This is a genomic window from Pseudomonas sp. PDM02, assembly GCF_014852285.1.
GTDB classification, from domain to species: domain Bacteria; phylum Pseudomonadota; class Gammaproteobacteria; order Pseudomonadales; family Pseudomonadaceae; genus Aquipseudomonas; species Aquipseudomonas migulae.
Genome location: NZ_JACVBL010000017.1, coordinates 73,814 through 99,448, shown reverse-complemented (window position 1 = coordinate 99,448; position 25,635 = coordinate 73,814). Strand labels below are relative to the sequence as shown.

The following is a 25,635-nucleotide window of genomic DNA, read 5'->3' as shown; positions in this document are numbered from 1 at the left end:
TCGCCAGCAAGCCGGCTCCTGCAGGAGAGGTCAGTTGTGGCTGTAGCGCTTGCGATAAGCGCCCGGCGAGACGCCGAAGCGGGATTTGAACGCCGATGAGAAGTAGCTGGAATCGGAAAAACCCCAGGCGTAACACAGCGCCGAGAGCTTCTGCTCGTCAGGTGAGCGGCGCAGGTTTTCCGCGCAGAAATCCAGGCGTCGGTGCTTGATGTATTGCGCCACCACCAGGCCGCGCTTGGAGAACATCCGGTACAACCCGCGCACCGAAATCCCTACCTCACGGGCAATCAGCTCGGGGCACAGGTCTTCGGCGCTGATGTGTTCGTCGATGTAGGCGATGATCTTGCGAAACTGCCGCTCGTGGGCATCTGCGCCGCTGTCGCGGGCACTGATCCCGGGCAACAACAGGCTGACCAACGCATCCAGCACCGCTTCGCTTTCCTGCATGTCCAGGCCTTCCTGCTGCCGGGTATCCAGCACCAAGCGGTTGGCCATCGCCGCCAGTGGTGTACTGGCCGCGATGCGTGTGGCGCAGTTGACTGCATTGAAATGCGAACCGCGCTCGACCACCTGACGCGGCAGGATCAGCGACAACTGTCGGGAATCCTCGTTGTAGGTCATGTCACTCGGGCGGCAGGCGTCGATCAGGGCGATGTCGCCCGTGCCCAGTTGAGCGCGGTTGTCGCCCTGCTCCAGCCGGGAACTGCCACGCATCTGGAACACCGCGTAATAGTGGCCGTCGCTGCTGACACTGACGTCCTTGCTGGTGCGATACAGGTGCACGTGCGCCATGTCGACGACACTGAGGTTGATCGCGCCGCTGCGATATTCCGCCAGCTCACCGTAGAAATCCGTATCCAGGGCCCGGGCATCGAAACGCCCGCATGCCTGGTTGACCTGGCTCAGCCAGCTTTCGAACGCCTCGTTGCGAACCGCCGAAGAAGTCATCATCACTGCAAAGCCTCACGCATTTTATTGTTATTTTTCGACCGCTTCGTCGAGCGGTTCGGCAAATGTTACTTACCTTGGCTGTCTCCTCCTTCGACGGCCGCCGGGCCCTATTCAACAGGCTCCGACGCTGGCTTGCCAGCCTTCCCTTGCGTTAGATGTCCAATACCAGACGAGCGGAAACGGCCCGGGAAACGCAGGCGCAAATCTGTTTGTTGGACGCCTTTTCCTTGTTCGACAAACAGTTGTCGCGGTGCTCCGGCACACCGTCCAGCACCTCGACGATGCAGGTGCCGCAGATGCCTTCGCGGCATTCAGTGTCGATGTCACAACCGTGAGCCTGCAACACATCGACCAGACTCGCGTTGGCCGGCACCTGAAGCACCACGCCGGAACTGGCCAGCTCCACTTCAAAACCGCCACTCGGACCGGCATTCGCTGCGGGATCGGCCTGGAAGTGCTCAAGGTGGATCGCATCGTCGCAGCGGCTGCGCGCCGCCACTTCCACCACTTTGTTCATGAACGGCGCCGGGCCGCAGGTGTACACGTGTGCGGTACTACCTGCGTGGTCAAGGCATTCACTCAACGTGGCATCCATGTCATCCGGCTCGATGCCGTAGTGGAACTGCACATGCCCGGCGAACGTACTCGCCAACAACTCGGCGAACGCGGCGTATTGCGGCGAACGGGCGAAATAATGCAGGCGCCACGGCTGGCCGTTTTCGCTCAGCCGATAAGCCATGCTCAGCAGCGGCGTGACGCCGATACCGGCGGCGCACAACACATGTTCGCTGGCCGTCGGGTCGAGGCGGAACAGGTTGCGCGGCGCGCCCATTTCCAGCTCCATGCCCTCTTCCACCTCGTGCAGCGCCGCTGAACCGCCACGGGACTGCGCCTCTTTCTTCACCGCCACCAGGTACGCGCGGCGGTCCTGCGGCGGGCTGCACAGCGAATACTGGCGGGTCACTCCGGTCGGCCCGGTCAGGTCGACGTGGGCACCCGGTTCATAGGCGTCGAGCGGCTGGCCGTCACTGCGCACGAGGCGAAAGGAACGGATATCCAGCGCTTCGTCGACGATCCTTTCGATCTTCACTTTCATCATTGCATCACCTGAAATACGGTTGATTTTGTTTTTACGGCACCTGCGGGCACCTGCGTTTGTCTGGTGTAAAACACCTTGTAGGAGCCGGCTTGCTGGCGATGGCGGCCTTGAGACTTGCATCGCCAATGAGGGCGTCATCGTCGGAACGCCGCCCGCAGCAAGCCGGCTCCTACAGATTTGTATCGCCGATGAGGGCGTCATCGCCGGCAAGCCGCCTCCTACAAGGGTTGTGTGTGAAGCCTTGCTTAGCGCATGAACAGACCGCCGTTGATGTCCCAGCACGCGCCGGTTACGGAGGCGGCGTGGTCGGCGATCAGCAGCAACACGCTGTCGGCGATGTATCCGGGATCACCGAGGGTGCCGGCCGGGATCATTTTCAGGATCTGTTCCAGACGCTCCGGGGCCACGGTTTCGCGCACCACCGGCAAGTCCAGCGGCCCCGGCGAAATACTGTTGACCGTCACGCCTTGCGGGGCCAGTTCACGGGCGAAGACCTTGGTCAGCGTCGCCACGCCGCCCTTGGCCGCTGCGTAATGCGCGCCGGTGGCGGTGCCGCCGTTCTGCCCGGCGAGCGAGGCGATGTTGACGATGCGGCCAAAACCACGCTCGGCAAAGTGCGCGCCGAACACCTGGCACGCGACAAAAGTGCCGCGCAGGTTGATTGCCATCGACTCGTCGAACTCCTCGGGGGTGATGTCCATCAACGCGGCGACTTTCGACACGCCGGCGTTGTTCACCAGGATGTCGCAGCCGCCCCAATGCTCGACCAGCACGTCGCGGGCATGCTGGAAGTCGGCCTTGCTGCGCACATCCAGCTCAATGGCGACAGCACTGGCACCGCTGGCATCCAGCTCGGCAGCCAATCGCCGCACGCCCTCGAGACGCACGTCCGCCAGGGCGACGCGATAACCCGCCCCGTGCAGACGGCGGGCGATGCACTCGCCCAGTCCGCGCGAGGCACCTGTTACAAGGGCTACTCGACTCATGATGTTGCCCTCACAGAAGGAAGCCGAGCGCGCTCAGGCTGTCGGTGGAGTTGATCAGCCGCACCACTTTGCGCTCCAGGGTCGGCACGCCATCCGTGAAACGGATACGGTGGTTCAGGTCGGCCACAAACGGCGTGTGCACGCCGCGTTTGTAGGCGTACAGCAACTGCGCCGAGTTGACTTCGACGATGTCGCCGGCGGCTTCGACCAGGCGGAAACGCGAGACGGAGCGGATGGTTTTCGCCGCGTCCACCGCCGACGGCGAGTAGCCGGCGGTCAGGCGTTCGATGCGCAAGTCACGCATGCGCGCATCGTCGTAGGCGTAGTTGAGGTTCGCTTCGAAGTCCTCGGTGTCCGGGTCGATCGGCACGATGTACTTGCCGCTGTCGCTCCACAGGGTCGCCCATTCGGCGTAATTCTTGTGATCAAGCAACTCGGCTTCGCGCCAGATGAATTCGATGGCCTGGGCCAACGGGCCGGAAAAACCGTTCAGGGTGTCGTGATTGCTCATTGGCTCATCATCCTTTTCCACATGTCGTAGGCACCGCGCATGCCGCCTTCGTCGGTGGCGTGGCTGACTTTGTCGCCGTTCTCGGCAGTGATTTCGCGATTGAGGCCACGGTTGACCAGGATCGGCGCGTCGACGCCGGCGTACGAACCGCGCTGCACACGATCCCAGGCCTCGGCATCGTCCGGGCTGCCGAAACCGAACGGGCCCTGGAAGTGTTCATGAATGCGCATGCGTTCGCGGTTGGCGATTTCCGGGCCGCCGTCCATGCCGAGGGCAACGTGGCGGATCTCGGTTTCGGTCACAGACACCGGGCGCAGCACGCGGAAGAACGACATCGACATCGCGACGTTAGGGAACAGGTTCAGGTTGAAACCGGCGCCGTGCAGCGAGCGCACTATGCGACGGACTTGCGCAGGCTCCATGGTTTTCGACAGCTCTTCAGTGACGTGAGCGAAGCGCTCCTGCAACTGTTCGGTGCCGTCGTCATGATCCAGATCGACGTGTTCCGGCACCATCACCATCACGCTATGGCCGTTGCCCAGCGAATGGGTGACCGCTTGTTCGTCGGTCATGAACGAGAGCATTTCCGAGGTTTCCTCATCCACCGACGACATGAACGACTTGTGCACGATCGGGAAGTGATAACCGTCGGTGGTGTTTTCCAGCTGGATCTTCCAGTTGCCCTTGAAGCTGAACTTGTGTTCGCCCTGGGTCTTGATCGGGAAACCGGCGCCCTGCTTCATGAACAGGTCCATCCAGTGTTTGGCGCCGCCGAGGAAGTCTTCCAGCGGTTCAATGTCGTCGTTGTAGCTGGCGAAAACCATGCCGGCGTAGCTTTCCACGCGCAGGCTGGTCAGCGGCAATTCGGACTTTTCCAGAATGCCTTCGTAGCCGTCCGGATACGGCAGCGCACGGAGCTTGCCGTCCAGACCGTACGACCAGCTGTGATACGGGCAAGTGAAACCGGTGGCGTTGCCTTTGTGTTTTTCACACACCGTGGCGCCACGGTGCCGGCAGCGGTTTTCCAGGACGTTGATGTTGCCCTTCTTGTCGCGCACCACAATCACCGGGCGACGGCCGATGGTCGCGGTCTTGAAGTCGCCGCTGTTGCGCACTTCGCTTTCGTGGGCAACCCACACCCAGGTGCGGTAGAAAATCTTTTCCAGCTCGGCTTCGAACAGCGCCGGATCGTTGTACAGCGAGACGTCTACGCGGTCGTGGCTGACCAGTTCGTCCGGGCTTTTCGATGATGCGATCAGCCGGTATTCATGAGTGCTCATGCGGTTCTCCTCATGGCTTTTTATGATTTCTTGTTAGGGGTCGACCGTTCGCCGGCCATGCTCTGTTGCAACTGCGCACCGAAGGCGCAGACCAGCTCGTCCTGACCTTTACGACCGACAATCTGCAGGCCGACTTTCAATCCGCTGCCCTCCAGTTCCACCGGCACCGTCAGCGCCGGATGGCCGCTGAGGTTGAACGGCCGCACCAACGGGGTCATGCCGGCCACCGCTTTGCTGGCGCTGCGGGCTTCGATCAGCGTCGGTGGCAGGCTGGGCATCGTCGGCAACAGCAGCACCGCAAATTCTTCCAGCGCGGCGTCCACTTGCTGGCTGAAGCGCGCGCGGACTTTCTCCGCTTGTGCCAGGTCCGCCGCGCTGGTGCGACTCGCGGCCAGCAGGCGTTGCTCGACATCCGCGCCAATCAGGCCTTTACCCGTGAGGTGGCCGAACGCGGCCCAGTTTTCAAAATTGATCACGGTGAGGCCTGCGGCGAATGCGGCTTCGAAATCGCTCAGGTGCAGCTGACTACGACGCCAGCCTGCTAGGTCGGCGGCGGCGCCGAGGCATGCTTGCAGATGCGGTTCGCAGTCGACTTCAAGAAAACCCACCGACGCGTTGCCAGAGGGCAAACCCTGCACCTGGAAGCCTGGGCAAATCACTTGCATCGCCGCGATCAGATCCGCCATGTCGGCGGCAAACGGCCCGACACAATCGAGGCTGGACGCCAACGGATGCGCACCGACCCGACTGACCCGCCCATAAGTCGGTTTCAACCCGGCAATGCCGCAGCACGCCGCCGGTACGCGAACCGAGCCGCCGGTGTCAGTGCCGATGGCGATGTCCGCCAGACCGGCGGCAACCGCTGCCGCCGAACCGCTGGAAGAGCCGCCCGGCACGCGGTCCGGTGCTTGCGGGTTGATCGGCGTGCCGGTCCAGTCGTTGATCCCGGTCACGCCAAACGCCAACTCGTGCATATTGGTTTTGCCAACGATTTGCCAGCCTGCGTCGAGGATCGCGTCCACCACGTCGGCGTTGCGCAGCGCCGGTTCCGCATCGGCAAACGCACGACTGCCCGAGCGGGTCGGATGGCCGGCGATGTCGATCGAGTCCTTGATCGCGACCCGCTTGCCGTCGCCACCGAGTAAAAATTCGCTGATAAACGTGCTCATGCGCCCGACTCCGAGGTGAAGAGGTCCGAATTGAACAAGCGTTGCGTGCGGAAATGCGCGATCAGCCAGACACCCTCGACACAGCGAAAATCGATGTTCAAGCGCGTGCCGAACAACTCGCTGCGCCCATCGGCGTAGGTCGACACCTGCTGCATGATCCACTGCCCCTGCGCGGTGCTGCCGTCGACCAGGATCGACTCGCTGGTGAGGTAATGCAGGTTCAGGCGAAAGTGCTCCGAGGGCGGCAAGTAACCGCCGACGAACGCCGCAATCGCCTCACGCCCGCGATGCTGGCCGAAGGTCTGCGCGGTGACGCTGCCGACGCCTTCCCACACGGCGTCGATGCAGAACAATTGCGCCAGCTCGCTGACGTGGGTGATCGCCCTCGGCACGTCGCACAGGTCCATGTAGCGCGCCATCAAGCGGCGCACCTGGCTCTCCCCTTCGAGCGTCGCCAGACGCTGCAACAAGGCCTCGTTCATGGCTTACACCCTGGCGGCATCAGGGATGGTCAGTGGACGACCGATGCGCGCTTCAACCTTGGCGTAGCGCCACAGGCTGTACTCGTTCACCGGCGTGGTGCGGAACAGATTGCAGGCATCGATCACCGACTGGTGGCAGTCGACGTCGGCCATGATGTAGACGGTCCACGGCGAGGTGGTGGACGGGCCGACCATCAGCCGGTCATCGTCCATCGCACCGAGCACAGTGATGCCGGGCATGGCGCCGAGCGAGCCCATCATCTGGCTGAAGCCTTTCCAGACGCTCAGGCCTTCGCCGGTGGGCAGGTCGAAAAAGTTCTGGGTGATGCCGATGCAGAAGACGACGCGCAGCGGTTCTTGGGTGGTCTGGGACATGAAATTTGATCCTTGAAGAGTGGGTTCAGATGTAGCCAGGGAACGGCGGCACGCCGAGGAACACCGAGCCGGCGCCGTCGTACAGGCCTTCGCTGAGGAACGCGTGCTGGGTGACCACCATCGAATCGCGCAGGTAACGCTGCAGCGGATGGCGCAGGTAAATCGCGGTGGTGCCGGCGAGGCTGTACGCGCTCTGCACCACGGCGGCGCCCGCCTGGGACACGTGAATCGCGGACAAGCGCAACAGGCTGGTTTGCTCGGCGGTGACCGGGTTGCCGGCCAGGATCGAACTCCACACCTGTTCGGTGGCGTTGTAGAAGAAGCCACGGGCGGCGGCCAGTCGGGCTTCGGACTTGGCGATCTCGATGCGCACGTAGGCGCGGTCGGCCATTTTCGGTGCGCCGGTGATGCCGCTGCCGGCGGCCATGCGACTGACTTCGTCGAGGGCGGCACGGGCCAGGCCAAGGTTGACCACGGCCAGCACTTGCGCGGCGTAGGCAATCGACGGGTAGCGGAACAGCGGCTCGTCGATGGTCGCGGCACCGCCACGGATGAAGGTCCAGCGTTCGTCGACGCGTTTGTCGCTGACGCGCAGGTCGTGACTGCCGGTGCCTTTGAGCCCGACCACGTCCCAGTTTTCGATGATCTCGACCTGGTCCGCACGGAACACCGCAGTGCGCGGCTTGCCACCCGCCGCGCCAATCCCCACGCCGAGCAAGTCGGCGCCCTTGCAGCCGCTGGCGAATTTCCAGGTGCCGTTGACCTGCCAGCCGCCCTCGACAGCTTCAGCCGGTTGCAGCGGGAACAGGCCTCCGGCGAACACCAGGTCCGGGCTTTGGGTGTAGATTTCGGCGAGGGTTTCCGGCGGCAATGCGGCGAGGTAGACGCCGGCGCTGCCGAAGCTGGCGACCCAGCCCGCAGAGCCGTCGGCTTCGGAAATACGCTCGATCATTTGCAGGAACAGCGCCGGCGCCAGGGCGTCACCGCCGAAGCATTTCGGCGTGGCGGCGCGGTAGATGCCCACGTGCTTGAAGCGCTCGATCATGTCCCGTGGCACGTGGGAACCGGCGTCGAATTCATCGCGACGCTGGCGCACTTCCGCCAGCACCTGCTCAAAGGCCTGGCGGTGGACGGTGTTGCCGTCGACGCCTGGCAGAGGGTCTTTCTCCGCGACAACTGAACGCAGCATGGGCTTCTCTCCGTTTTACTTATTGTTAGTGGGCCGAGGCTGGACAACACCGATCCCTGTAGGAGCAAGGCTTGCCCGCGAACGAGGCACCGCGGTTTCAATGGCAGACCGCGTTATCGTTCTTCGCGGGCAAGCCTCGCTCCTACAGAGAAGATGCGTGGCTGCCCTTGCATTGAGGTCCAGTGTAAAAACCGCGTCGGGTCGCCACTATTGGTGCGTGCAGCCTCTTCACTAAAGGAATCCCCTAGCCCGCCCCCGGTTACCTCTGAGCGCATCCCCACGCGCAAGCGGGTATAAAAAGCCATACTTTCCCTTCACCGGTTCCTCAGGACTGCGCGATGTACCTGCCAAAACCGCACGACTTTTTCACCCTCATCGAAGCCATGCCGCTGTGCATCATTCTTCACGATGCGCAGAGCAAGGAGATCCTCTGGGCCAACACCGCCGCCCTCGACGCGCTGGGTTTTACCCTCGAAGAACTGACGCCGCTGAAAGCCCCGGACATGACCCGCGACGCGCCCAAGTACCGGCGTTCGGTCGGCCTGCGCTGGCTGGAAGGCGCAGCGCGCACGGGCCAGCGCGCCATCGAGTGGTGTTATCGCTCCAAGCAAGGCGTGGAAATCCTCTCCGAGGCGGTCGCGACGCTGGTGCATCTGGAGGGTCGCGATGTGCTGATGGTGCAGTTCCGCGACATCTCCAGGGAGGACAAGGTCAAGCGCGACCTCAAGCGTTTCGAAAGCCGGCTCAAGGCATTCATGCAGGACCTCGCCGAAGGTGTCGCGGTGCTCGGCCCTGAAGGTGATATCCGCTTTATCAGCGACTCCGGCGCGCACCTGCTCAACAGCGAAGAACACACGCTGTTCGGCGAAAACTTCCTGTCATGGTGCGACGACGATTCGCGCCGCCGGCTGCTGCAACAGCTGGCCAGCGAGACCCCGGAACATGCGCCGTTCCGCGTGCACTACCACCTGCAACGCCGCGACGGTGAATGGCGCTGGCATGAGGCGACGTGTCGTTTTATCGAGATCGAAGACGACCTGGTCGGCCACCTGCTGCTGTTTCGCGACGTCACCGAACAAGTGCGCGCCGAAGAAGCTCGGCGGGTCAGCGAGCAGAAACTCGAATACCTGGCGCGCTACAACGCCATGGGTGAAATGGCCGTGGCCATTGCTCATGAGCTAAGCCAACCGCTGGCCGCCACCCGCAACTTCATCGAAGGCGCGGTGATTCGCCTGGGCAAGGAGTCCGCCACGGATCAGGGCGTCGCCTGGGGTTTGCAAAACGCCGTGCGGCAAATCGAACATGCGTCGCTGATCATCAAAAGCGTGCGCGATTACGTGGTCAAACTGGAGCAGGCCGAAGAGCTGATCGACCTCAACGAACTGCTGCGCGAAACCCGCTATTTCATCAGCCTGCGCGCCGATCCGAGCCTGGTCCGCGTCGAGATTGTCGCCAGTCCCGCGCCGCTGTGGGTGAGCTGCGAGAAGGTGCTGATCGGTCAGGTCATTCTTAACCTGGCGTTCAACGCGATTGAAGAAATGAGCGATCTGCCTGTTGAACGACGGGTCCTGCGCATTCACGCCAGCCGCGAAAACGACGTGGCGTTGGTGCGCATCGAAGACTGCGGTCGCGGCATTCAGGCCCAGGCGCAAGAGAAGCTGTTCGACGGTTTCTTCTCCTCCAAGGTCAGCGGCAACGGCATTGGCCTGGCGCTGTGCAAAAACATCATCGGCCGCCATCGCGGCGATATCTGGGCGCAAAACCTTGAGCCCTGCGGTGCTGTTTTCACCTTCACCCTTCCCCTCGCAACTCCCGCCTGAAACCACCGAAGAACCTGAATTAAAAACACGAACCTGTAGGAGCCAGGCTTGCCGGCGAAGGCGTACTCAAGGACGCCTTCGCCGGCAAGCCTGGCTCCTACAGGTCAGTGGTTTTGGCTTGCAATTGCGGTGTGTGCAGCCGGTTTTTCGAGACTGGCACAGACACACAAACGCTTGGCAGCCACAGCAATTCCCCCCTTCTGCCAGCGAGGCAGAATCGAACTGCAAAAATCTGCCAATGCACTTGCGATTTGCACGAACAATAATTCAGGGAGTTCCCCCTAATGCGAGCCACCAGGATCACCGTACAGTCAGCGCTGAGTCTCAGCCTGCTGGTACTGGGTTTGAACAATGCCAGCGCGGATCTGCCCGCTGACACGATCGGCCAGACCGTTCTGGCATTTCCGCCGGAAGTTCATCGGGCCTTTATCGTCGACGTCGAATTCGAAAGTTTCGTGGCGGGCCGTGTCACCGTGGTCGACCCCGATAAAAAGCGCGTGCTCGGCATGGTGCCGACTGGTTTTGCTGCGCCCTCGACGCTCAGCCACGATCAGAAAACCCTCTACAGCGCCGACATCTTTTATTCGCGCGGCACCCGTGGCACCCGCACCGACGTGCTGACCGCCTGGGACAGTTCCACCCTGTCGCCGGCCTGGGAGCTGTTGATTCCTACCAAGCGCGCCGAGTCGCTGACCCAGCGCTACGGCTTGAAGACCAGCGGTGATGACCGCTTTGTCTACGTCTACAACTTCACCCCGTCGACCTCGGTGACCGTGGTCGACACCCAGGCCAAAGCCGTCACCGCCGAACTGGCGATTCCCGGTTGCGTGCTCAACTACCCGATCGGCAATCGCCGCTTCGCCTCGCTGTGCGGCGACGGCAGTTTGCAAGTGATCACACTGAACGATCAGGGCCAGGAAACCGCACGCAGCCGCACGCCGTTCTTTGACCCGAACGCGGAAAAACTGGTGGAACGCGCGGTGAACGTCGGCGACACCTATTACTTCACCACCACCACGGGCACCGTGCGCCCGGTGGATTTCTCGGCCGACGCACCGAAAATCCTGCCGTCCTGGTCGCTGACCAGCGACGAGGAAAAGAAGGCCGGCTGGGCACCGGGCGGCTGGCAGCTGATGGCTGTCGCGCCGAAGCTGAACCGCTTGTACGTGCTGATGCACGACGCGCACGAACCGATGAAGTGGGAAGACCCAAGCCCGCTGATCTGGGCGTTTGATCTGAAAACCCACAAGAAGGTCGCCACGCTGGAGGCACCGGTTCCGGTGTGGAGCATGCAGGCCACCGGCGACGACAAGCCGCTGCTGCTGGGCGCCGACGTTGCAGGCGGTTTGCAGATCTTCGACCTGAAGACCAACACGCTCACCGGCAGCATGGCGAAAGTCGCGAAAACCGCGACTCAGGTCATGAGCTACTAACCGAGGTTCGGCCATGCACTTAGATCCGATCTTCATCATTGCCAGCGCCCTCGCCATCGCGGTGTTGCTGGCCAGTGCCGCGACCCACAAGGTGCGCGCGCCGGCACGTTTTGCCCGGCAACTGGCGGACTACCAATTGCTGCCCGACGTGGCCGTACGCCCCGTCGCACGCGTCATTCCGGTGGTTGAACTGGCCATCGCCTTTGCGCTGCTGGTACCGGTCAGCCGTGCCTGGGCAGCGTTGGGCGCCGCCAGCCTGATCGCACTGTATGCAGCGGCGATTGGCATCAACCTGTGGCGCGGCCGTCGCGATATCGACTGCGGTTGTGCCGGCCCGGACCAGGCCCAACCGCTGCGCCCGGTTCTGCTGCTGCGCAACAGCGCGCTGGTGGCGCTGGCGTTGCTGGCCAGTGTCTCGCCGGTGGTTCGTGACCTGGGTTTTTTCGACGGCTTCGTGACTGTCGCCGCCAGCGCTGTCGCGCTGCTGATTTACGCCGCAGCCGATGGCTTGCTGGCGAACTCCCCTCTTCTGCTCAAACTGATTGGTAGGTGATCAATGGAAGGCTTAATCGTTTCCAACGTTCTGCTCTGGGTACTGCTGGTGGCCGTGGCGTTTGCCGTCATGGGCCTGGTCCGGCAGATTGGTGTGCTGCACGGCCGTCTGGCCCCGGCCGGTGCGTTGATGATGGACAAAGGCGTGGCGGTCAACGAAGCCGCGCCACAGGTCACCGCCTCCGACCGCAAAGGGCGCCCGGTGAACTTCGGCTATGCCGGCGAGAAATCGCAACTGCTGTTCTTCCTCTCGCCAACCTGCCCGATCTGCAAGTCGCTGCTGCCGGCGATCAAATCCATCGCCAAGGAACAGGCCGATCGCCTCGACGTGGTGTTCATCAGTGACGGCGACATGGACGCCCAGCAAAAGCTGATCACCGAACACAAACTGGAAGACGCCACTTATGTGGTCGGGCCTGAAGTGGGCATGACCTACCAGATCGGCAAGCTGCCGTACGCCGCGCTGATCGACAAGAGCGGCACCCTGCGCGCCAAAGGCCTGGTCAATTCCCGCGAGCACCTGGACAGCCTGTTCGAAGTCGAGCACCTGAAAAGCGCGACGCTGCAGGAATACCTCAACAGCCAGCCGCATGCACACGACCACAGCCACGGCCATAGCCACTGATAAGGCAGGAGACCTTCATGAAACTGCTGGATCTGTTGTTTGAGCGTTCGACTCGTCGTGTTGCCGACACAACCTCACGACGCAAACTGCTGTCGCGCATGGGTTCTCTGATGGTTGCCGGCGCCGCGTTGCCGCTGCTGTTGCCGCTGGATCGCACCAGCAAAGCCCTGGCCGCCGATAACCCGAAAGCCGGTGACCCGGGTGATCCGAACACCTGCGACTACTGGCGCTACTGCTCCATCGATGGCTTTTTGTGCAGCTGCTGCGGAGGGTCGGTGACGTCCTGTCCGCCGGGCACGGAAGTGTCGCAAGTGACCTGGATCGGCACCTGCCGCAACCCGGCCGATGGCAAGGATTACATCATTTCGTACAACGACTGCTGCGGTAAGCAGAGCTGTGCGCAGTGCGCCTGCACCCGTAACGACAGTGAAGAACCGGCCTATCGCCCGTTCAACAACAACGATGTGAACTGGTGCCTGGCCGCCAAATCGCACATCTACCACTGCACCGTTTCGATCATTCGTGGCGTCGCGGTTTAACGCGCATTTACCGTCGGCTGCTCACGCAAACGATGGCTTTTTGTAGGAGCCGGCTTGCTGCGGGCGGCGTTCCGACGATAGCGTTTTCAAGAACGCCATCGCCAGCAAGCCGGCTCCTACAGGTCCGATGTTTACCTGTACAAGTGGAGGTGCTGCTTATGGGTAGGTTGCTCATCCTCGGTCTTGTCTGCGCCATGACCGCCCCGCTCGTTCATGCCAGGGCCATCCCGGACCCGGCGCAACGGCATGCGCCGGGCAATGAAGCCCTGCAAAAACCGATTGCCCAGGCCGGTTACAGCGTTGGCGTGAACTACCAACTGCAATGCGCCGGTTGCCACTTGGGCAATGGCATGGGTTCTGCCGCGAATGACACGCCCCGGATGGCGGGGTTTGTCGGCAACTTTCTGAAAGTGCCGGGCGGCCGCGAGTTTCTCGTGCGCGTGCCGGGCATGTCGCAGTCCGCGCTGGACAACGCGCAACTGGCCGACCTGCTCAACTGGTTGATCCGTGCCGACGGGATGGCAGGCAAAAGCACGCCAGCCGACTATCAGCCTTACAGCGCCGACGAAGTGGCGGCACTGCGCGCAGAAACCATGCTCAACCTCCCCGGCACCCGCGCCGGCCTGATCCAGCAAATGCGTGCGCAAGGCATCGCAATTGAAGACGGGATGAACAACTGACAACGGCTTGAACCAAAGCCGTCATTGCAAAAACGGGGGCCCGTTCCCCCGCCCTTCCGCGACGCCAACTCTCCTCTGCGATAACAAGACGACCTTGCGGCAAACGCCGTGCAGGCGTCTCTCCGTGGTTTGCCCGGCACCTTGTGTCCGAGTGCATTTTTATATATGGATGTTGTCTGAATCCGTAGCTATAGAATGAATGTGTGCACAGTGGTGCTAAAGTGACAGCACCTGTCTTCGTCTCACCGGATTTACGCATTTGAGGGTGCAAACCTGTCACAAGTATGAGCAGCTTGTCGGTGACGCTGAGGCTCTCAAATGAGGGCTGTGTTGACCTGAATCTCGTCATTACCGAGCGCAAGGGAAAGCAAATGAGGTCTAAAGATGATATTTGAGCCTAACAGTACCCGTTCCGTTCTCCAGCGAAGAAGCAGTACCAGTATCGTTGTTCAGGCCGGTCTCGATTGCGTTGCGGTAACCGGTGTTGCGTGGTTCTTGATCAATTATCACATAGGCTTCATCTCGCAAGACTACGTCATCATGCTCCTGCTGCTGCTTGGCGCGCTGGCCGTCGTGTACGACCACTATGCCATTTACCGCAGCAATGTCGGGTTCACTGTCAAAGCCTTCAAGCTTCTGAAGGCATGGACCGCGACCTTTGGTTTTCTCGTTGCCATGGCTTTCCTGACCAAAACCAGCGAACGGTATTCGCGGCTATTGGTTGGGGAGTTATTTGTTCTTGGCTATTTCGCCCAGTTGTTTTTGCACCTCGCCTCACGGGAAATGCAGAAGAAATTCCTGGCCCACCCGACGCAACTGGAAAACTCGCTGATCATTGGCTCGGGCGAGTTGGCGAGCTACCTCCACAAGAAAATCAGTAACAACCCCTGGCTCGGTGAACGCATCGTTGGCTGTGTGTTGATTGGCGCGGACGATGACTGGGCAAAGGAAGGCGTGGAAGGCGCACCACGCCTGTCGATACTGGGCAATATCTCTGATCTTGATGAGTTGGTTGTCAAACACGCCATTCGTACCGTCTATTTTGTGACCCCTGTGGGCGGCTCCGAAGTTATCCAGAAGGTTTATTTAAGCCTGTTCGACAAACACGTCAGGGTTAACTGGGTGCCTGACATTTTCGCCTTGAAGTTGATCAACCACAGCGTTCGCGAGATTGCCGGCATTCCCGTGCTGACCTTGTCCGAAACTCCGCTGATGGGGATGCGACTGTTCCTGAAGAATCTCGAAGACAAGGTCGGCGCTTTTCTGATCCTGCTTTTTGCGGCGCCAGTGCTGGCGTTAGTTGCCCTTGCGATCAAGATCGATAGCCCCGGTCCCGTGTTCTTTCGTCAGCAACGCATGGGGTGGAGCGGCGAAGTTTTCAGTATCTGGAAGTTCAGAAGCATGGTGGTCCATCAGCCGTCGGACGGCACCGTCAAGCAGGCACAAAAGAATGATCCACGCGTGACCAGGGTGGGCGCCTTTATTCGCAAAACCAGCCTCGATGAGCTGCCGCAATTGTTCAACGTGTTGATGGGCGAAATGTCGCTGGTGGGGCCTCGCCCGCACGCGATTCAACACGACGTGCAGTACTCGCCCGATGTCTCGGGCTACTTTGCGCGACATAACATTAAACCGGGTATCACCGGGCTGGCGCAGGTGCGGGGTCTTCGTGGTGAAACGAAAGATGTAGAACAAATGATTCGCCGGGTTGACTCAGACATCGAGTACATCAACAACTGGTCGCTCTGGCTCGACTTCATCATTCTTTTACGGACGGTATCTGCCTTCTCCGGCAAACAGGCCTATTAGTGCGTGGTGAAACTGTAGGAGCAGCCGGTCGACGCTCGACTGCTCGCGATGGACGACCGACCACCGCGTTTAACCAGTTAACACGCGCTATCGTTAACGACCATCGCGAGCAGGCTCGCTCCTACACTTCGCCACACGATGACGGAAACAGGTCCAGCGTGCGCTCGACCTCGTCGGGGTCGATAGTAAAACCATTGCCCGCGGGAGTACCGACGACAAAACCAAAGTGTTGATGGTCACGATCGGTCAGGTACTTGAAATAGCAGATGAAACGCTCAGGAGGTTGCAACACCAGCAGCGAACCACCCGGCGGCAATACATTAACCCCATGGATCAATTGACTGCCCTCGACCCCTATCACGGTTCTTGCACCGGCACAGGTCGCGACAATGGTCGCAACATCGCACAGCGCCGGGTCGAGAATGCGAAAACCCCGACGATCACGCAGACGCTCAGCCAACTCCATTTCGTTACGCAACAAGCGTAAATCGCCGCGACCACCTCTCAGGATAAACACGCCTGGATGAGCGCTCGTGTTGACGTGGGACAGCAACTTTTCGCCCATTGCACGGAAGCGCAGATGCTTGTGGCGATTTTGACTTATGTCGTCAAAGATCACGAGTTCACGAAAAAACGCATTACGTAAACGAACCGGCTTCATGCCAAGCCAGTCCTCATAACCGGGGGTGTGAAGGATGCCGTTCCTGGTGGTGGAAACAATGTTGACGGAGGGAGCCGTGGTCACTGGAACGCCTTCGTTGCAGGCCAGTGAATAGGTCAGGCAATCGTCCGTCAGCCAACTGCCAAACCACTTGTTGCCCCCCGCCGTGCAATACAACGCGCCGCGCTCGATTTCGTTTTCGACGCGAACCCCCGGCAGCCGGCCAACGCCAGGCGTCAACCAGGATTTGGCGCTTCCTTTGTAGAGCGCGCCATCGATCATCCAGACATCTTTGAGCAAATAACCCCGGGTCGGTCCATGTTCAACACGACCGATGCCTTCCATTGTGCGACGAGGATGTTCATGGGGATAAAAAAGTTGCTCTTCCCATCCCGTCACACGTTCAAGTTGATTGGGAAGAAAGAAGGCGGGTTGAGCAAACGCGACTTCACCCGGCGCAATATCCCAGGTTTTCACTGCCATACTTTGCAGCGTTAATGCTGGTTTCCGGGCAAGGCGTGTTTTAAAGAGGTGTTTATAAGCCGCCAGGCTCCACTTCGCCGGGCCGCTACTTGCCAACGCGCTGAATTCCGACATAGACACCCCCGGCGCAATATGATTACACAGTATTTACAGCCAACTATTTTTCAATATCTCAAGTGCAGAGAATAGTTTGCAGAATGGGCGGCGACTTCAAATGAGCATAGCGACTACGCAAGTTATCGAGCAGCGCGGTGTCCGGCTCCCTGGAACAATGGAGATACAGTTTGGATAGCCCCCCAAAGCCCATTTCACGATATCGATTTGCAACTTCTTCATCACTTGGCCCGTCGGGTATTCCAAGATGAAGTGTCAGATGTTTGCCTTCAACAGCAAAAAGTGGTGTCTCCCACAGAAACTGCGCAGCGCCGGTCCTGGGCAGCCGAACAAACACGTAGCCATGGTTTCCCAGCGTATCGACATCACCGCCGCGCCTTCTTTTCCACTCAAGAAGCCCGTCGTCCGGACGTGCCAGACACGTCCCGATATCGTAGTAATCAAATCCGTTTTCTATTGCCCACTCGAGCGCCATGAACGTGGTGATGGAATTGACTTCACGTAATTTCCTGGCATCTGAAAACACCTCGTCAGGGTAGCCAAAACGCACGGTGCTCCAATAGCGCTTGCCCGCGCGAGTGACGACGCACCCCAGATGGCAGGCAACAACCTGGTCTTCCAACACCACCAGATCGAGGCGTCCGGCTCTTTTAGCCACCCGCTGAACTTCATGTGATGCAATTTGCGAGGCGGCTGCGCCATGACGAGCCCTGGCGTAGGGTTGAAGCATTTCCCGATCCGCCGTTTCAATCTCATCATCGTTCAATGCTTGCTTCATGCCGTAGCGCAACCGGTTCTTGCGTAGATTGCGACGTAACTCAGTGTTGTATCGCGCCGTAATCTCATCAATGGATCTGCGCAGTGGCACGACAGCACTCAGGTATTGCGGCACATACAATGCACCCCAGCTCGGCATGTCACTGACAACGACCGTGCGGTCTGATTTCGACAGGTTATCAACCCCCTGAGGCTCAGCCCCCAGGAGCACCTTCACAAATTCCCGCTGGGATTTTCTGCCCACGTAAAGAATGTCGTAGCGGCTGTCTTCCCGCAGTTTGAACCTGGCGATTTCCCAGCGCCAAACACAGGCGCGCGCGGCTATATCACGTAACCAGGCGAGCGCTTTTCTTAGCTCAAATCGCATGGAAGGCGACATTAACTTGTGTATCAGTTTTGATATATATGCGTTCATTTGCTTATTAGCACACATCAAGAAGCGTTCATTTGAGTTTTCAAACCAATAGATCAAACACTCGAAATGAGAGTCGATAGCTCACCACGCTTTTCAAAATATGCGGCAAACCATAACTACCAATATGATGTGCGCTGTTTTTTGAATGTACGTCCAGCTGTCTTTCTTGCGAGAAACTCGCCATTCACTCTCTGTAATCAAGATTTTCTGACGTCATTTATTCGTCTCCAACCTTAACAAAAAAACGCTCCAACTCATCCACCGAGTCGGTAATACAAGGGTGAGTAAAGATGCTGGCGCAGAGTTTTGCAAGATATTTCAGACGTGCTTTTCAGGCAGCCCGAATATTAAAACTGACGTCAAATTCCTGTTACGTCAGGAACTTCGACAGATGAGTGTGCGTAACAAAAACTTGGGGTTACCCACGATATAGCGAGTGAATAATCGCTTTGGCTCACTGAGCAGCCGGAACACCCACTCACAACCGAGGCGACGCACCCATTGCGGAGCTCGCGTCACCTTGCCGCCGAGAAAATCCAGGATCGCCCCACCGCATACCACCAGGCATGGCACGCCACTGGCGGCCAGTCTCGCGGCAACGACTTCCTGCTTGGGCATACCCATCCCCAGCACCACCAGTTCCGGCAGTGACTGACGGGCAAGGTTGACGTAATCATCCACCCCTGCAAAACCATGGTGAGCAGAGACGACATTGACCGCAAACACCGCTTCGCAATGCCGCACCGCGTTGGCCAGAAAGGTCTCTTCAGTCCCCCAGAACGCCACGCGCCGGCCCTTGTAGGCGGCCAGTAATTTGGGGATGAAATCGGTGCCGTTCATATTCAGCCCCGGTTCGAGACCGAGTCGGCGATACAGGATGGCCATGCCGGAGCCATCCCGTAACAACACGTCAGCCGCCGACAGCGCGTCGTAATAAGCGGGGTTGGCCGTCACCAGGTTCATGGCATGGGCATTGACGAATCCAAGCACTGTCGTCCCCTCGGACCGGGACAATGCATCAATCAATTGTTGTTCGTCGCCAGCATCGCGAACCACCCTGAGTTTGCGCAGGATGGTTTGCCAGTTGTGCTGCCAGGATAAGGGGCTCATCAGGTGTCATCTCGCTTCGAACGCACCCAGTCGACCTGGCGCTTGAGCACAAAACCAATGTACAGCGGGATTTTCTTCAACGCGTAGAACGGCGCATACAACAAGGCTGAAAACGCGATGATCCCGCGACCGAACCGACTCCATGCCAGCAAGACAGTCACGCCCAACAGTGCGAGCCCGAAAGACGCGATCAAGGCTGGCGTCAACGCGCCGCCGAGCAACACCACCAGCCATGAGAGGCTGAAGGCGACCACCAGCAGCAACGTCAGCAAGGCCAGCGGCGGGACCAGTAAATCCGCGGTCATTGCCAGAAGGTTCAAGTTGCCTTTGCGGATAGCCTCTAACAGCAACCTTGGCGCATCACTGAGGATGACCCCGAGATGACCATGCTCCCAGCGTGTGCGCTGGATGCTCAGGCCTTCGTCGCTGCGCGGAAAATCACTGCTGACCAACGCATCGGGGCAAAACAGGGGAGGTTTGCCGCTTCGGCAGAAATCCAGGCCCATCTTCAAATCTTCGACGATGTGGCCACTGGCTAATTCGATCAACGCCAGATCCCGCCAGGCGAACGCCATTCCCGAGCCCATCAACGAACAAGGCAACCCCAGTCGGGCCCATCCCTGCGCTCGCACCTGATTCTTCACGCACCAGGCGAATTCGGCAATTTGCACTTTCAACCCGGAGCCTGCAGGCGCATGCATCAAGTACAGGGCCTGTGCTGGACGCCCGGAGTCGATGCAGCACAGTGCCAAACGCTCAATCGAGCCTTCACCCACCCGCGAATCGGCATCGACAACAATCATCACGTCCGGTGCATCGCTGGCCAGGTAACGCACCCCGAAATCCAGTGCATACCCCTTGCCTCGCTGCTGAGCATTGCTGCGTTCCACCACCTCGGCACCCGCGGCGCGGGCCAGCGCGGCCGTGTCGTCAGTACAGTTGTCCGCGACAACCACCAGGCGATCGCCCGCCAGCAGTTGCGGCAGAATGCTGTTTAACGTCGCGACGATCAGCGAGGACTCATTGTGAGCCGGCACCAGCACCGCCACCCTCGGTCGCGATCCTTGCGCCGGTGCAAGCGATCGCACCGGCAGGCTGGCCAGCAGCACCTGCACGAACAACACCCACACCGGCAGGATGATGAGTATCAGCAGTGCACTGAACAGCCAACCCAGTAACGTGATCATGCGTGCGCCTTAAACAATTCAGCCAGCTTGGCTGCTTCGGTATCGATATCGTGCCGCTCCAGCACCCGCTGATACGCGGCATCGCCCATCCGCTGCAACACCTCGACAGGTTGCGCGAGGCAGTCGGCCAGCGCCACCGCCAACTCATCCACGGCGCCCGCGGGAAACAACCAGCCGTTCTCGCCCTGACGCACCAGTTCGGGAATGCCCGCCACGTAGGTCGTCAGCACGGGCCGGCGCAAGGCCATGGCTTCCATGATGACCACCGGCAAGCCCTCGGCGAAGCTCGGCAACACCAGGGCCCGCGCCGCCAGGATTTGCGCCCGCACCTGATCGCTGCTGATCCAGCCGGTAATGCGCACCTGCGCCTGCAAGCCATGCCGTGCAATCAGGGTTTCGATCTCTGCGCGCATTTCCCCGTCGCCGGCCAGTACGATCTCGAACACCACGCCTTGCGCCGCCAGTTTTCGCGCCGCCTCAAGCAACAACAGTTGCCCCTTCTGCTCGCACAAGCGCCCCACGCACACCAACCGTGGCACAGACGGCACAGCGACAGCCGGCACCTCATGAAACGCCCGCTCCAGGCCGCAGTGAACCACCTTGACCTTTTCCCAATGCGCATGCTCCACCCAGCGAAACAACTGGCTGCGCCCATAGGAACTGATCGCTGCGACAAACGCCGCGCGCCGGACTTTCTCGCCCAGATGGATAAATTGTGGTTTGTCGAACTCTTCCGGGCCGTGCACGGTAAAGCTGTACGCAGGCCCGCCGAGCGCACGGGCCAACATCACCACCTCGGTTGAATTGGTGCCGAAATGCGCATGCACATGCCTGGCGCCGAACACTTGCAACCAGGACAACAACCGGCACGCCTCGAACAAATAGATCACATGATACGGCCACGGCCGATCGGCACGCAGGCCCATGCGCAACGCCAGCCACAGCGTCGAAAAAAAGCGTCGAGGCTGAGCGCGCAGCACTTGCAGCACCGGCCCTGCCAGCGCTTTGACTCCGCCCTGCAACACATAGTGGGTCTGGGCTTGTTCGGACACGTCCTCGGCATCCACCAACTGCGCATCCCAGCCGCGCAGGGCAATGCGCTGCACTTCAAAGCCCTGACGTTCCAATGCCAGAATCTCGCGACGAATGAAGCTATGGCTGACTTTGGGGTATTGATTGATGAAGTAAGCGATACGCATAAGCACCAAGCCTGGCTGTCGTTGCGGTGAATGATTACAGCGGGGCATCCCACGGTAGTTCAGTGGCCTGGAACCTCAATCAGCCCCACGCGGGTGGCTATAACTGCCAATCAACACGCCGTCTATCTTTTTGAACGTGTCCTCCAGCAACTCATAACGCCTGCGGTACATGGCGCGTTTTTTCGACGCGATACTCTCAAGCGGTTTGCTCGACGGGGCCATGGGGATTTCAAAGAAGTCTTCCCGCGCTGACGGCGTCGCGCCATGTTCCAGCCAGATCACATCGTAATTGGCCGCCAGGTCCTGGGTTTTTTCAGCACCAAAATAGGCGTGTCGGTGATGACGAAACCCATCGCTTACTGCGTAGATCTTTTCAACGCCAATCCGGGTCGCGATGTATTTGATGACTTCAATCAGAAAGCTTCGTGGCCGAAGACCTTCGAAACTTTTTGTCAGCTCCCGGTAAATGTCCAGGGAGCGTTCGCTCTCTACCCCTTTGTGAATCCCTTGCACGGCACCGATGAAAATACACAGCTCACCCTCAGTGCAACACAAGGTGAACGCAATCGATGCAATGCGTAAATCACCCTGAAACAGGTTCAACACCAGCTCGCCTTCGCGCATAAACCAAATGGGTCGATCCAGCACCAGGGAACAATCGGCAGCGAAGGCCGACAAGTCACTCAACACCAGACTTTCACTTCGACCAAACAGCAATAGCTGCGGACAGCTTTTCGTCACCACTTCATAGTGCGAGGCCAACACACTCAGTCGGTCCTGAGGGTTCCAGCTTTTGCTGATGTAGGGCCAATGAACGACCCCCATACAATCCCCGCCCAACTTCGCAAAACCGGCACTTCCCAAAGCGTTCGACATGCGCCCGGTGAACAGCTTGAGGTCAGCCCAGTTCTTCGCCACTAAAATCATTAATTCGAGCTTGTTTTTCACGGCTCTCAATGAATAACCAGCGTGTAAAGAAAACGCGTTTTTCAGCAGTTGCCAGTTATTCATTTAAGTCTCACTTGTATTCGATCAACGCGGACTTGCGAGCGCCGAACCTGTTCAAAAGAAACTTCAATTGCCCCAGCATCTCGGGAAATTTTCCCAGCACCAGAAAGAATGCCTGCAACCAGTTTTCCCGCGCGGATCCCGAACCCCGACGGGCCAGGCGCACGACCTGCAATGGGTAGACCAGCAACAACAGCAGGCCAGCCCCTCCCAGCACCAGGCTGGCGAGAACAGTTGCCAGCGGAATGCCCAGGCCCCAGAACCAGGCGCGGCGTGACTCACGCAACCAATGCTGCTCGGGGGCCGCCCCATGCAAATAAGCACCTTCGGCAAAAGCGTAGCCGCCGCGCAGGGTTCGCTTCCACCATTGGCCGAACCGGGTCATGGTCGCATCGTGCAGGGTCATTTCCTCAGGCAGCCGCCAGACTTTCCAGCCCTTGGCACGCAGCCGCACACACAACTCGGGCTCTTCCCCGGCAATCAGATCCGGGCGAAACCCCGACACATCGGCGAAGGCGTCAGCCCGCATCAACGCATCGCCCCCGCAGGCCTTGGCCTCGCCTATCGGCGTGTCCCATTCGAGATCGCACAACAGGTTGTAAATCGAATGCTGAGGAAAGCGTTCACGGCGCCGCCCACACACCACCGCCACCTCAGGGTGCGCATCCAGAAAGGCTTGCGCCTTTGACAGCCAGCCGCCGACGACCTCGCAATCACCATCGACGAACTGCACATGACGCAGCGAAGGCAACACGCGTTGCACGCAGGCAAATCCTTCATTGCGCGCGCGTGCAGCGGTAAAGGGGATGCTCATATCCAGCTCGACCACTTCGACGCCAAGCGCCTGCGCCATTGGCACCGAACCATCGGTTGAGCCGGAGTCGACATAAACGACCTGCTGCGCGGCATCAACCAGCGACGCCAGGCAACGCTGCAACCGCAGTCCTTCATTACGACCGATCACAACGACACCCATGCCGGTAGTCATGACGCTCACTCAGCGCCGCCATCGAAACAGGCCTTCGGATAACTCATGAGTATTCCTCTGTTTCTACTGACTTCCTTTTCTTGATGGTCGCGGGCACACCCACGGCCACCGAGTCGTCGGGTACGTCGGTCAGTACCACGGCGTTGGCGCCGATCACGACATTGTTACCAATGCGGATGTTGCCCAATACCTTGGCCCCGGTGCCGATATCCACATTATTGCCAATCACCGGGGCAATCGGCTCGTTCACATTTTTCAGGCCCACGACGACGCCATTGCGGATCCGGCAATCATCACCAAACTGCGCATAGCCACTGATCACAATCCCGCCGAAATGATCGATGACGAAGTTGCGCCCGACCACGACTTCACACGGCAACTCGATGCCCGTCATGATCTGCACCAGTTTGAAGAGCACTTTATAGATAAAGGAGAGCAGTTTACGCAGCAGTGCCGGGCGCACACCGTAGCGCCAGCGCCCGAAGCGATAAACCAGCATGACCCAGAATCCCTGAGCGCCCCAATCACCACCATAGGCACGCAAGTCCGCCCGTATATTCTCGAACATTGATTGACCTACCGTGTGGGTTGGGTAGCGAGTCGGGTTTCACGCAGCAGCGCCCAAGTGGCACGCGTATGCTGCCAGCACGCTGCGATGGCGGCTCGGCCACGACCTTTGAGCAGCGCCTTGAGCGCCAGAATCAGATCCCCCAGGCAAACCAGGAACATATGCCAGCCCAACCCCAGCAGGCCGTGGTGCTTGCGGAAGTACAACAGCTCGCTTTCGATTTGCATCCTGGGTATTTGCCGACTGACCGCGTTGAGTTCAACCACCGTTTTGGCGCTTTCACCACCGATATGCACCACCGTGGTATGCGGGTAAAAAACCACCTTCCAACCGGCCTGTTTGACGCGTTTGCAGTGGTCAACTTCCTCGTAGTAAAGGAAGTAGCGCGGGTCGAACAGGCCCACCTGGTCGATGACTTCCCGGCGAATCAGGTAATAGCAGCCGGGCACCCAGTCGCATTCACGGACCGAGTCGTGATCCCATTCCATGTCGTCGACCCGCTTCACCACCGGGAAAAAGCGCTCAAGCCCTGCACGGGAAAGGAAGACATTCAACGGTGTGGGGAAATAGCGGCAGGAGGGTTGCAAGTCGCCTTCGCGTCCGACCAGCCGAACGCCAAGCACGCCGCAATCAGGATGAGCCTCCATGTATTCGAGGGTTTTGTTCAGGGTGTCGGCGGCAACAAAAGCGTCGGTATTGAGGAGTAACGCGTACTTGCCCTGCAAGTGTTCAACCAACTGATTGTTGGCACGGCCAAAGCCCACATTTTTGTCATTGGCCAGCAGCAACGCCTCCGGGCAAATGGAGGCCAGACACTCCAGCGAATTGTCGGCAGAGGCATTGTCCACCATCAAGTAGCGCGTCAGATCCGCACTGTTTGACTGGCGCAATGCATCAAACATCGGCTGCAACAGCTTCGCTGTGTTGTAGTTGACGACCAGCACATCAAGGGGCGTATTGATCATTTGGGTGACTCGCCAAAAAAGTACTGCACTCGCATGGCCATCAGCGCCGGCTCCACGCCTGGATCATAGGCACCGCTGCGTTCTCTGATCAGGTCCATCCACGGATAGTCGTTGCAGCGCGTCTCGAATTTTTTCATCAGCTCGTCAACGGTACAAATGACCCTCGCTGGATTGCCCGCGACCACGACACCAGGCGGAACATCTTTCCTGACAACAGCACCTGCGGCGACAATTGAACCCGGACCTACGGTCACACACGGCATGATGATCGCAGCATGCCCGACAAAGCAGTTGTCACGGATGTCGACAGGTCCGACAGCATCGAGTTTTACGTTGTAGATAGTGGAGAAGAAAACGGCACCATCGTGGCAGAACAGCGTGCAATCCGCTAAAGCGATGTTGTTGCCGAGGCGCACCAGCGAAGGGTCAGCGATATTGCACCCGACATTGATCCACACATTGCTGCCGACGGAATGCAGCGATCCCCAGCGCGCCAGATATCGAGCCCACTCGAACCCGTCAGGATTACAAAACCGTTTAAAGAGCCAGCGTCCCCGCCCCGTTTTGTTGACGTAATAACTTACAGCACGTCTTGCCAGCCCTATCATCCTGTCAGCCTCACAAATTCTGCGATGTTCATCCGTGCCAGAGCCAAGTACA

At 59.6% G+C, this 25,635-nt stretch carries 26 protein-coding genes; 7 read left to right on the top strand and 19 right to left on the bottom strand.

What is annotated here, in order from left to right; all coding sequences use genetic code 11:
• Positions 1 to 30 precede the first annotated feature (30 nt).
• The 9 genes from feaR to IB245_RS25520 all read right to left on the bottom strand — a co-directional run bounded on the left by feaR (position 31) and on the right by IB245_RS25520 (position 8,042).
• On the bottom strand, positions 31 to 951 hold the full coding sequence (gene feaR / locus IB245_RS25560) for a transcriptional regulator FeaR (RefSeq protein WP_192229061.1): 921 nt from the start codon (positions 949 to 951) through the stop codon (positions 31 to 33).
• Between the two features lie 151 nt (positions 952 to 1,102).
• Positions 1,103 to 2,050 carry a PDR/VanB family oxidoreductase gene (locus IB245_RS25555; RefSeq protein ID WP_192229060.1) on the bottom strand — a complete coding sequence of 316 codons (948 nt, stop codon included), beginning with the start codon at positions 2,048 to 2,050 and terminating at the stop codon, positions 1,103 to 1,105.
• 245 nt (positions 2,051 to 2,295) lie between these two features.
• Positions 2,296 to 3,036 carry an SDR family NAD(P)-dependent oxidoreductase gene (locus tag IB245_RS25550; protein ID WP_192229059.1) on the bottom strand — a complete coding sequence of 247 codons (741 nt, stop codon included), beginning with the start codon at positions 3,034 to 3,036 and terminating at the stop codon, positions 2,296 to 2,298.
• A 10-nt stretch (positions 3,037 to 3,046) separates the two neighbouring features.
• Positions 3,047 to 3,547 carry an aromatic-ring-hydroxylating dioxygenase subunit beta gene (locus IB245_RS25545; protein ID WP_192229058.1) on the bottom strand — a complete coding sequence of 167 codons (501 nt, stop codon included), beginning with the start codon at positions 3,545 to 3,547 and terminating at the stop codon, positions 3,047 to 3,049.
• A complete protein-coding gene (locus IB245_RS25540) occupies positions 3,544 to 4,827 on the bottom strand; it encodes an aromatic ring-hydroxylating oxygenase subunit alpha (RefSeq protein WP_192229057.1) in 1,284 nt (427 codons plus the stop codon). Before IB245_RS25540 ends, IB245_RS25545 begins: the two co-directional genes overlap by 4 nt.
• A 20-nt stretch (positions 4,828 to 4,847) precedes the next feature.
• Positions 4,848 to 5,996, bottom strand: a complete 1,149-nt coding sequence (locus tag IB245_RS25535; RefSeq protein WP_192229056.1) for an amidase — start codon at positions 5,994 to 5,996, stop codon at positions 4,848 to 4,850.
• On the bottom strand, positions 5,993 to 6,478 hold the full coding sequence (locus IB245_RS25530; RefSeq protein ID WP_192229055.1) for a nuclear transport factor 2 family protein: 486 nt from the start codon (positions 6,476 to 6,478) through the stop codon (positions 5,993 to 5,995). The genes IB245_RS25535 and IB245_RS25530 overlap by 4 nt, the downstream gene beginning before the upstream one ends.
• A gap of 3 nt (positions 6,479 to 6,481) precedes the next feature.
• Positions 6,482 to 6,853, bottom strand: a complete 372-nt coding sequence (locus tag IB245_RS25525) for a hypothetical protein (RefSeq protein WP_008033901.1) — start codon at positions 6,851 to 6,853, stop codon at positions 6,482 to 6,484.
• Positions 6,854 to 6,878: 25 nt separating this feature from the next.
• Entirely contained in the window at positions 6,879 to 8,042 is a 1,164-nt protein-coding gene (locus tag IB245_RS25520) for an acyl-CoA dehydrogenase family protein (protein ID WP_192229054.1), read from the bottom strand.
• Between the two features lie 338 nt (positions 8,043 to 8,380).
• On the opposite strand from IB245_RS25520, the gene IB245_RS25515 reads away from it, so the two are divergent.
• The 7 genes from IB245_RS25515 (at position 8,381) to IB245_RS25485 (ending at position 15,500) form a co-directional block, all read left to right on the top strand.
• Entirely contained in the window at positions 8,381 to 9,862 is a 1,482-nt protein-coding gene (locus IB245_RS25515) for a sensor histidine kinase (protein ID WP_192229053.1), read from the top strand.
• Positions 9,863 to 10,146: 284 nt separating this feature from the next.
• Entirely contained in the window at positions 10,147 to 11,295 is a 1,149-nt protein-coding gene (locus tag IB245_RS25510; RefSeq protein ID WP_192229052.1) for an amine dehydrogenase large subunit, read from the top strand.
• Between the two features lie 13 nt (positions 11,296 to 11,308).
• Positions 11,309 to 11,848, top strand: coding sequence for a MauE/DoxX family redox-associated membrane protein (locus IB245_RS25505; RefSeq protein WP_192229051.1), 540 nt, complete (start codon positions 11,309 to 11,311; stop codon positions 11,846 to 11,848).
• A gap of 3 nt (positions 11,849 to 11,851) precedes the next feature.
• Positions 11,852 to 12,472: a methylamine dehydrogenase accessory protein MauD gene (gene mauD / locus IB245_RS25500; RefSeq protein WP_008041094.1), complete on the top strand. Its 621-nt coding sequence runs from the start codon at positions 11,852 to 11,854 to the stop codon at positions 12,470 to 12,472.
• Positions 12,473 to 12,489: 17 nt separating this feature from the next.
• Positions 12,490 to 13,011 (top strand): methylamine dehydrogenase light chain, encoded by a 522-nt coding sequence (locus IB245_RS25495; protein ID WP_008033908.1) that lies wholly within the window; start codon positions 12,490 to 12,492, stop codon positions 13,009 to 13,011.
• Between the two features lie 158 nt (positions 13,012 to 13,169).
• The gene (locus IB245_RS25490) at positions 13,170 to 13,691 is read left to right on the top strand and encodes a hypothetical protein (RefSeq protein WP_008041092.1); all 522 of its coding nucleotides are present in this window, start codon (positions 13,170 to 13,172) and stop codon (positions 13,689 to 13,691) included.
• Positions 13,692 to 14,075: 384 nt separating this feature from the next.
• Positions 14,076 to 15,500 carry an undecaprenyl-phosphate glucose phosphotransferase gene (locus IB245_RS25485; RefSeq protein ID WP_008041091.1) on the top strand — a complete coding sequence of 475 codons (1,425 nt, stop codon included), beginning with the start codon at positions 14,076 to 14,078 and terminating at the stop codon, positions 15,498 to 15,500.
• 121 nt (positions 15,501 to 15,621) lie between these two features.
• On the opposite strand, the gene IB245_RS25480 is transcribed toward IB245_RS25485, so the two are convergent.
• The 10 genes from IB245_RS25480 to IB245_RS25435 form a co-directional block, all read right to left on the bottom strand.
• Complete coding sequence (locus tag IB245_RS25480; RefSeq protein ID WP_192229050.1) at positions 15,622 to 16,758, bottom strand: glycosyltransferase 61 family protein; 1,137 nt, start codon at positions 16,756 to 16,758, stop codon at positions 15,622 to 15,624.
• 58 nt (positions 16,759 to 16,816) lie between these two features.
• Positions 16,817 to 17,902, bottom strand: coding sequence for a hypothetical protein (locus IB245_RS25475; RefSeq protein WP_412548047.1), 1,086 nt, complete (start codon positions 17,900 to 17,902; stop codon positions 16,817 to 16,819).
• A 423-nt stretch (positions 17,903 to 18,325) separates the two neighbouring features.
• Positions 18,326 to 19,060, bottom strand: a complete 735-nt coding sequence (locus IB245_RS25470) for a WecB/TagA/CpsF family glycosyltransferase (RefSeq protein WP_192229049.1) — start codon at positions 19,058 to 19,060, stop codon at positions 18,326 to 18,328.
• Positions 19,060 to 20,247, bottom strand: a complete 1,188-nt coding sequence (locus IB245_RS25465; RefSeq protein WP_192229048.1) for a glycosyltransferase family 2 protein — start codon at positions 20,245 to 20,247, stop codon at positions 19,060 to 19,062. Before IB245_RS25465 ends, IB245_RS25470 begins: the two co-directional genes overlap by 1 nt.
• Positions 20,244 to 21,446 (bottom strand): glycosyltransferase, encoded by a 1,203-nt coding sequence (locus IB245_RS25460; protein WP_192229047.1) that lies wholly within the window; start codon positions 21,444 to 21,446, stop codon positions 20,244 to 20,246. Before IB245_RS25460 ends, IB245_RS25465 begins: the two co-directional genes overlap by 4 nt.
• 75 nt (positions 21,447 to 21,521) lie before the next feature.
• On the bottom strand, positions 21,522 to 22,457 hold the full coding sequence (locus IB245_RS25455; protein WP_192229046.1) for a DUF535 family protein: 936 nt from the start codon (positions 22,455 to 22,457) through the stop codon (positions 21,522 to 21,524).
• A gap of 7 nt (positions 22,458 to 22,464) precedes the next feature.
• Complete coding sequence (locus IB245_RS25450) at positions 22,465 to 23,442, bottom strand: glycosyltransferase family 2 protein (protein ID WP_192229090.1); 978 nt, start codon at positions 23,440 to 23,442, stop codon at positions 22,465 to 22,467.
• A gap of 43 nt (positions 23,443 to 23,485) precedes the next feature.
• Entirely contained in the window at positions 23,486 to 24,010 is a 525-nt protein-coding gene (locus tag IB245_RS25445) for a serine O-acetyltransferase (RefSeq protein WP_008033928.1), read from the bottom strand.
• A gap of 8 nt (positions 24,011 to 24,018) precedes the next feature.
• Positions 24,019 to 24,975, bottom strand: a complete 957-nt coding sequence (locus IB245_RS25440) for a glycosyltransferase family 2 protein (RefSeq protein WP_008041076.1) — start codon at positions 24,973 to 24,975, stop codon at positions 24,019 to 24,021.
• Entirely contained in the window at positions 24,972 to 25,583 is a 612-nt protein-coding gene (locus IB245_RS25435) for an acyltransferase (RefSeq protein ID WP_192229045.1), read from the bottom strand. Before IB245_RS25435 ends, IB245_RS25440 begins: the two co-directional genes overlap by 4 nt.
• Between the last annotated feature and the right edge of the window lie 52 nt (positions 25,584 to 25,635).